At 73.3% G+C, this 7,427-nt stretch carries 8 protein-coding genes; 5 read left to right on the top strand and 3 right to left on the bottom strand.

Going from position 1 to position 7,427, the window contains the following annotated elements:
• Positions 1-751 (bottom strand): RICIN domain-containing protein (locus KME79_RS41655; protein ID WP_219551611.1); only part of this gene is annotated, 751 nt, incomplete at its 3' end.
• A 192-nt stretch (positions 752-943) separates the two neighbouring features.
• On the opposite strand from KME79_RS41655, the gene KME79_RS41650 reads away from it, so the two are divergent.
• Entirely contained in the window at positions 944-1,504 is a 561-nt protein-coding gene (locus tag KME79_RS41650; RefSeq protein WP_219551609.1) for a dihydrofolate reductase family protein, read from the top strand.
• A gap of 4 nt (positions 1,505-1,508) precedes the next feature.
• Here the strand turns inward: KME79_RS41650 and KME79_RS41645 are convergent, their stop codons facing one another.
• Positions 1,509-2,237: an IclR family transcriptional regulator gene (locus tag KME79_RS41645; protein WP_148035799.1), complete on the bottom strand. Its 729-nt coding sequence runs from the start codon at positions 2,235-2,237 to the stop codon at positions 1,509-1,511.
• 86 nt (positions 2,238-2,323) lie between these two features.
• Here KME79_RS41645 and KME79_RS41640 point away from each other — a divergent pair, with 86 nt between their 5' ends.
• The 4 genes from KME79_RS41640 to KME79_RS41625 are packed head-to-tail and all read left to right on the top strand — an operon-like array spanning position 2,324 to position 6,039.
• On the top strand, positions 2,324-3,439 hold the full coding sequence (locus KME79_RS41640) for a cupin domain-containing protein (protein WP_219551607.1): 1,116 nt from the start codon (positions 2,324-2,326) through the stop codon (positions 3,437-3,439).
• Positions 3,436-4,266: a fumarylacetoacetate hydrolase family protein gene (locus KME79_RS41635; RefSeq protein ID WP_219551605.1), complete on the top strand. Its 831-nt coding sequence runs from the start codon at positions 3,436-3,438 to the stop codon at positions 4,264-4,266. The genes KME79_RS41640 and KME79_RS41635 overlap by 4 nt, the downstream gene beginning before the upstream one ends.
• The gene (locus KME79_RS41630) at positions 4,263-4,853 is read left to right on the top strand and encodes a maleylpyruvate isomerase N-terminal domain-containing protein (RefSeq protein ID WP_219551603.1); all 591 of its coding nucleotides are present in this window, start codon (positions 4,263-4,265) and stop codon (positions 4,851-4,853) included. The genes KME79_RS41635 and KME79_RS41630 overlap by 4 nt, the downstream gene beginning before the upstream one ends.
• Positions 4,854-4,869: 16 nt before the next feature.
• A complete protein-coding gene (locus KME79_RS41625) occupies positions 4,870-6,039 on the top strand; it encodes an FAD-dependent oxidoreductase (protein WP_372452535.1) in 1,170 nt (389 codons plus the stop codon).
• On the opposite strand, the gene KME79_RS41620 is transcribed toward KME79_RS41625, so the two are convergent.
• Positions 6,027-7,283: an MFS transporter gene (locus tag KME79_RS41620; protein ID WP_219551599.1), complete on the bottom strand. Its 1,257-nt coding sequence runs from the start codon at positions 7,281-7,283 to the stop codon at positions 6,027-6,029. The genes KME79_RS41625 and KME79_RS41620 overlap by 13 nt on opposite strands.
• Positions 7,284-7,427 lie beyond the last annotated feature (144 nt).

Below are 7,427 nucleotides of genomic sequence, written 5' to 3'. Positions count from 1 at the left end.
TGACGTTCTGGATGGTGCCGCCGTTGGCCACCACGAACATGGGGTCCTGGCTCTCGCTCTGGCCGCCGTCGCCGATGCCGTAGTAGCGCTTCATGCCGCCGTCGAAGAACGTGCCGGCGTTGCGGGTCGTGGTCTGGTGCACGCTGCCGGTGTCGGACGGCCAGGCGCCGCTGCCGTCGCCGCCGCCATTACCGCCGCCGCTGCCCATCTTGACGAGCTGCCACTGCTGGTTGGCGCCGTTGAGGTCGTCCCATTGGGAGATGCGGGCGCCGTCGGCGGTGGACCACTCCCAGGTCTCCAGGGCTTTGCCGCTGTGGCGGTTGATCAGGCGGACGTGCCCGCCGTCGGAGTCGGCCAGCCGGAACTGCTGGTTCCAGCCGTTGGTGTCGGCCCATTGGACGATCTGGGCGCCGCCGTCGGCGTTCCATTCGTAGACGTCCAGGACCTTGCCGCTGTGGCGGGACTTGAGCCGGTAGTAGCCGTCGCCTGAGCTGACGAACTGCCACTGCTGCTGGTTGCCGTCGTTGCGGGCCCACTGCACCATCGGCGCGCCGTCATGGGTGGCGAACTCGTACACGTCGAGCGCCTTGCCGCTGTGCCGGTTGACCAGCACGTACCAGGCGTTCGTGTCGACGCTGGCCGCCCGCGCGGGCAGCTGGACGGCGACCGCGCCGGCCATGGCGGTCGCCAGGGCGACCAGGCTCAGCAGCAGACGCCGCCAGCCGCCCGCCCTTCGAGGTTGAGGTGACACGACCATCTCCCTTCAGGTAAGCGCTTTCCGGGCGATTGATCCCATGCCTGCGGCCCGCCGTCAACCAGGCGGGCGCCCTCCCCCCGGTGACCTGCGACGGCCCCTGAAACTTTCAGCCAGGAAGAGGAGCGTAAGAAGGTCGTAAGAACGCTCCGCCACCATCGGAAGCGGCGAACCAGAAAGGACTCATCCATGCGCAAGCTCAAGCTCCAGGTCCAGACGACCGTCGACGGCTTCATGGCCGGCCCGCAGGGCGAGATGGACTGGCTGACGTTCCCCTGGACCGACGACCTCAGCGACCACATCAATGCGCTCACCAAGTCCGTCGACCGCATCGTGCTGGGCCGCAAGCTCGCCGAAGGGTTCATCCCGGCCTGGGCGTCCAGGCCCGAGGGCGAGGACGAGGAGTCGATCGACTGGATGAACGACACGCCCAAGACGGTCATCTCCAACAGCCTCACCGAGTCGCCGTGGGAGAACGCCACCGTGGCAGGCGGCGACCTGACCGAGATCATCGAAGGGCTCAAGGCCGAGCCGGGCGGCGACCTCATCGTGTACGGGGGCGGCACGCTCGTGTCGAGCCTGATCGCCGCCGGGCTCGTCGACGAGCTCCACCTGTTCGTCAACCCGACCTCGATCGGGGCCGGCATGCCGGTGTTCCCGGCGGACGCCTACCACCGCTTCCGCGTGGCCGGCACGCGGACGTTCGACTGCGGGATCCTCGCGCTCCACTACGAGCCGGTGCGCGCCTGAGCGGTCAGATCGCGTCGGCCTCGATCGCGGCCGCGGTCAGGGTGAGCGCGCTGATCCAGCCCGGCAGCCGCTCCCTGGTGAAACGTGCGGTGGGCAGCGCGATCGAGATCGCCGCGTACGGACGGCCCGATCCGTCGCGCAGCGCCACCCCCACCGCCGTCAGGCCCGTCTCCGTCCGCTGGTCGTTGATGGCGACGCCGCGCCGGCGCACCGCCGCCAGGTCGCGCCGGACGCGGGCCAGCTCGGCCTCGTCCGCGTAGAGCCGCGCCAGCTCGGCGGGCGGGAGCAGGGCCAGGATCGCCTTGCCGCCCGAGGTCAGGTGGGCCGGCAACGAGCGCCCCGTACGGTCACCGACCCGCAGCACGTTGTCGCACTCGACGGTGTCGACGAAGCGGACCTCGGCGCCCGCGCGCACCACCAGGTTCGCCGACTCGCGCACGTGCGCGACCATCCGCTCCAGGTGCGGGCGGGCCACCCTGCGCAGCAGCGTGACCGGGGCTTCCGAGACGGGCGCGGGCCGCAGGACGGGCCCCGCCCGGTAGCGCCGGTCGGAGTCCTGCTCGGCGAAGTCGCGGTAGACGAGCATCGCCAGCAGGCGGTGCGCGGTGGAGCGCGAGACGCCCAGCCGCTCGGCGACGTCGCTCAGCCGCAGCGGCCCCTCCTGCTGCAGCAGGGTGGCCAGGTGCAGCGCGTGATCGACCGACTCGATCGCGTACGACGGGCGATTCTTCACAGCAGAACAACCTATTCCATCACGAGGAACCTAGACCAGGATGGTAACCGGTCACTGCAGCGCATCTGTCAAGGAGCCGTACACCGATGACCGTCACCAGTCCCGTCAGCATCGTCGCGAGCGACGCGCCCGACCAGCCCGACCGCACTCCCGAGCTGGACGGGCTCTACCGCGAGTTCGAGTCCGAGCTGCTGGTCCCGCTCTGGACCGAGATCGGCGACCTGATGCCGCACGCGCCGGTGTCCGCCGCCGTGCCGCACCTGTGGCGCTGGAACCGGCTGCTCCCGATGGCCACCAAGGCGGGCGCGCTCGTCCCGGTCGGCCGGGGCGGCGAGCGGCGCGCCATCGCGCTGGCCAACCCCGGGCTGGGCGGTCGTCCGTTCGCGACGCCGACCCTGTGGGCGGCGATCCAGTACCTGAACCCGCGCGAGGACGCCCCCGTGCACCGGCACACCCAGCACGCCTTCCGCTTCGTCGTCGAGGGCGAGGGCGTGTGGACCGTGGTGAACGGCGACCCGGTCGCGATGCGGCGCGGCGACTTCCTGCCGCAGGCGGGCTGGAACTGGCACGGCCACCACAACACCAGCAGCGAGCCGATGGCCTGGATCGACGGCCTCGACATCCCGTTCCAGCACTACACCGACTCGACGTTCTTCGAGTTCGGCCCGGACGAGGTGGAGAGCAGGGATGCGCCCGACCGGTCGCGCTCGGAGCGGCTGTGGGCGCACCCCGGCCTGCGCCCGCTTACCCAGCTCGACCTGTCCCCGGCGACCCCGCTGCTCGCCTACCGCTGGGAGCACACCGACCGGGCGCTGTCCGAGCAGCTCAGGCTCGAAGCCGAGGGCTACACCGCCACCACCGAGCCGGGACACGCGGCGGTCCGCTACACCAACCCGACCACGGGCGGCGACGTCATGCCGACCATCCGCGCCGAGTTCCACCGCCTCGCCCCCGGCACCGGGACCGCCACCCGCCGGGAGGTCGGCTCGTCGGTCTTCCAGGTGTTCGACGGTCTCGGCCGGGTCACCGTGGGTTCGGCGAGCTGGGACGTCGAGCGCGGTGACCTCTTCGTCGTCCCGTCCTGGCAGCCGCTGACCGTCGAGACCGAGCCCGGCCTCGACCTCTTCCGGTTCAGCGACACCCCCGTCATCGAGAAGCTCCACCAGCACCGCGTCCAGATCGACCCGAGGAAGCACGCATGAGACTCGCCACCATCCGCACCGCCGAAGGCACCCGCGCCGTCCGCGTCGACGGCGACCGGTACGTCGAGACCGGGTTCGGCGACGTCGGCGAGCTGCTCGCGCGGGACGACTGGCGCTCGCTCGCCGAGTCCGCCGACGGGCCCGCGCACGCCGCCGGCACGGCCGGGCTCGCGCCGGTGGTGCCCGCCCCCGGGAAGATCGTCTGCGTCGGCCTGAACTACCGCAACCACATCCTGGAGATGGGCCGCGAGCTGCCCGAGCACCCGACGCTGTTCGCCAAGTACGCCGACGCGCTCATCGGCCCGTACGACGACATCGCGCTGCCCGCAGAGTCCGACGCCGTCGACTGGGAGGCCGAGCTGGCCCTCGTCGTCGGCGCGACCGTGCGGCGGGCCGACGAGAGCCGGGCCGCCGCCGCGATCGCCGGTTTCACGGTGCTGAACGACGTCACCATGCGCGACTGGCAGTACCGCACCGCCCAGTGGCTCCAGGGCAAGACGTTCGAGGGCACCACCCCGCTCGGCCCGGTGCTGGTCACCCCCGACGAGCTGCCCGGCGGCGTCCGCCCCGAGCTGGCGATCAGCGGCGCGGTCGACGGCGAGGAGGTGCAGAAGTCCAGCACCGGTGACCTGGTCTTCGACCCCGTCGCGCTGGTGCGCTACGTCTCTGCGATCATGACGTTGCGGCCCGGCGACGTGATCGCCACCGGCACCCCGGGCGGCGTCGGCCACGCCCGCAAGCCCCCGCGTTACCTCGCCGACGGCGGCACGCTCGTCACCGAGATCGAGGGCATCGGCCGGCTCGAGAACAGGGCGCGCAGGTCATGACCGAGATCCGGGAGTGGATGGACCACTGCACCGGCCTCTTCCTCGACGCCGTCGACGGGCTCGCCGACGACGACCTCGACGCGGCGACCGGCCTGCCCGGCTGGTCCCGCCGCCACGTCGTCGCGCACGTCCACCACAACGCCGAGGCGCTGCGCCGCCTGCTGCACTGGGCGCGCACCGGCGAGAGGACGCCGATGTACGCGGGCCCCGAGCAGCGGAACGCGGAGATCGAGGCGGGCTCGGCGCTGCCCGCCGGGGAGCTGCGCGCGCTGGTGCGCGGCTCCGCGGCGGCCTTCGCCGCCGACCTGGACGCGCTGCCGGAGCGGGCGTGGACGAACGAGGTCGTCACGGCGCAGGGCCGGACCGTCCCCGCCACCGAGATCCCGTGGATGCGCGCCCGCGAGGTGGCCGTGCACGCCGTCGACCTCGGCACCGGTCTCGGCTTCGACGACCTGCCCGCCGGGTTCAACGCCGCGCTGGCCGTCGACGTCGTACGCAAGCGGGCCGCCGGCGGTGAGGGCGCCGCCCTCGCCGCCTGGCTGACCGGACGCGCCGGTGAGGCGCCCGTACTCGGCCGCTGGCTCTAGTGAGAAGGGAATGACCGTGTCCGAGAGGGAAGTGGACGTCATCGTCGTGGGCGGGGGCATCGGCGGGCTGTCGAGCGCCCTCGCGCTGGCCCGGGCCGGGCGGCGGGTGCGCGTCCTGGAGCGCGCGCCGGAGTTCGCCGAGGTCGGCGCCGGTCTGCAGATCGCCCCGAACGCCACCAGGATCCTGCGCGAGTGGGGCGTGCTCGACGAGGTGATCGGGCTCGGGGTGCTGCCGCGACGGCTGGTGTTCAGGGACGCGGTCGACGGCCGCGAGCTCACCCACCTGCCGCTCGGCGAGGAGTTCGTCGCCAGGTACGGCGGGCCGTACGTGGTGATCCACCGCAGCGACCTGCTCGGCGTGCTCCAGCGCGCGTGCGACCGGGCGGGCGTGGACCTGGTCCCGAACTGCGAGGTCACGGACGTCGAGACCGCGCAGGACTCGGCGGTCGTGCGCAGCGCGGCGGGCGTCCAGCGGGCGGACGTGGCGATCGGCGCCGACGGGCTGCGGTCGCGGCTGCGCGCCCGGCTGAGCGACGACGAGCCGGTCAACTCCGGCTACGTCGCCTACCGCGGCGCGTTCCCGGTCGAGGAGCTGGAGACCGAGCCCGACGAGCGCGCGCTCACCGACGTGGTCGCCTACATCGGCCCCGGCTGCCACCTGGTGCAGTACTCGCTGCGCGGCGGGGAGATGTTCAACACGGTCGCGGTGTTCCGGTCGCCGGGCTTCCTGCGGGGCGAGGCCGAGTACGGCGGCCCCGAGGAGCTCGACGAGGTCTTCGCCGGGGCCTGCCCGCAGGTGCGGCACGGGCTGAGGTCGCTGTGGCGGGTCCGCCACTGGAAGATGTTCGACCGCGTGCCCGTCCCGAACTGGGTCGACGGCCGGATGGCGCTCACCGGCGACGCGGCCCACCCGATGCTGCAGTATCTCGCGCAGGGCGCCTGCCAGGCGATCGAGGACGCGCACTGCCTGGCGGCGCAGGCCGCCGCCAGTTCCGGCGACTGGCCGGTCGCTCTCAAGGAGTACGAGCGCGTACGGACCGAGCGGACGGCCCGGGTGCAGACGTCGGCGCGGGTCTGGGGCGACATCTGGCACGTCGACGGCGTGGCGCGGCTGCTGCGCAACGAGCTCTTCCTGAGCCGCGAGCCCGACGACCACAAGCACGTCGACTGGCTCTACGGCGCCTGATCGCGGGGCGCCGCTCGGTGCCCGGCCGTCCCGCGGACGACCTCCCCGGCGCGGGCGCGGGCCCGTCGCCAGGCGAGGGCGGCCGGCACTCCGGCGGCCAGCCCCGCCGCCCCCGCGACCCCCAGCGCCCCCGTCACCCCCAGGTGCGTGGCCAGCAGTCCGCCCACGATCATGCCCACCCCCTGGGCGGCGACCAGGGCGGCGGAGGCGATCCCCAGCACCTGCCCCCTCCGCTCGGTGGGGACGATCCGGACGAACTCCGCGTTCGCCGTCACCTGGTAGGCGCCCAGCATCCCCACGAGCGCCCACAGGACCAGCGCCGCGACCGGGCCCGGGACCAGCGCCGAGGCCACCAGCGGCGCGCTCGCGGCGCACGCCAGCGGTCCGAGCAGCCGCAGCCGTGCCTCCGTGGAGCAGAACCGGGTGAAGAGGAACACGCCCAGCACGTTGCCCACCGGTATCGCGGCCATGAGCAGGCCCACCATCGCGGTGCCCTGGCCGATCCCGGCGGCGTAGGGGGCGGCCAGCGCCTCCGGCACCACCTGGAACCCGGCGAGCATGGCGAGCGCCAGCAGGCTGCGCAGCCGGTGGTCGGAGACGAGCAGGCGCAGTCCCTCCAGCGGGCCGCCGCGCCGCCCCTCGCCGTCTTCCCTGGTCCGCGCGGCGGGGTGCGGCCGGACACCGCGCAGCACGATCAGCGCGGCCAGCGCGAAGGCCGCCGCGTTGAGCGTCAGCGACCCGCTCGTGCCCACCGCCGCCACCAGCACGCCCCCCGCCGCGAAACCGGCCAGGCTGACGATCTGGGAGGTGAGGTGCTGGATCGCGATGCCCGCCTGGTAGACGTCCTCGGGCAGGATGTCGGGCGTGAGCGCCATCTGGGCGGCCACGGCCGGCGATTCGAGCAGTTGCGAGGCGAAGACCAGGGCGCACAGCACCGGCAGCGGGATCCCCGGCACGGCCACCAGCGCGATCAGCCCGGCCCTCGCCAGGCCGCAGCCTACGATCAGCCTCCGGCGGGGGTACCGGTCCGCCAGCCCGCCCAGCAGCGGACCGCCGACCAGCGCCGGCACCAGGGTGAGTGCGTACACGAGCGCGGTCACCGCGGCGGACCCGGTGCGCTCGTAGGCGAGCACCGCCAGCGCCACCCGGCCCAGCTGCGTCCCCGCGCGCACGACGGCCATCGCGCCCCAGAGCGCCCGGAACTCCGTGACGGCGAACGCGTGACGGAAGGCCCCGCTCTCCATCGCCGCCTCCTGTCAGCCGCTCGTCACGCGGAGGCGGCCGGCGGCGCGTGGAAAGCGCCGCCGGCCGCCATCAGGTCGTCACCACGGTCCGGCCCCACCGGGCCGGCCTGTTCTGGTCAGGTCCAGATGAGATCGCGCATGAGA

The sequence above is a fragment of the Nonomuraea harbinensis genome (genome assembly GCF_019396385.1).
Lineage (GTDB): Bacteria > Actinomycetota > Actinomycetes > Streptosporangiales > Streptosporangiaceae > Nonomuraea > Nonomuraea ferruginea.
The sequence above is the reverse complement of the archived record's forward strand: the minus strand, read 5'-3'. Positions and strand labels throughout refer to the sequence as shown.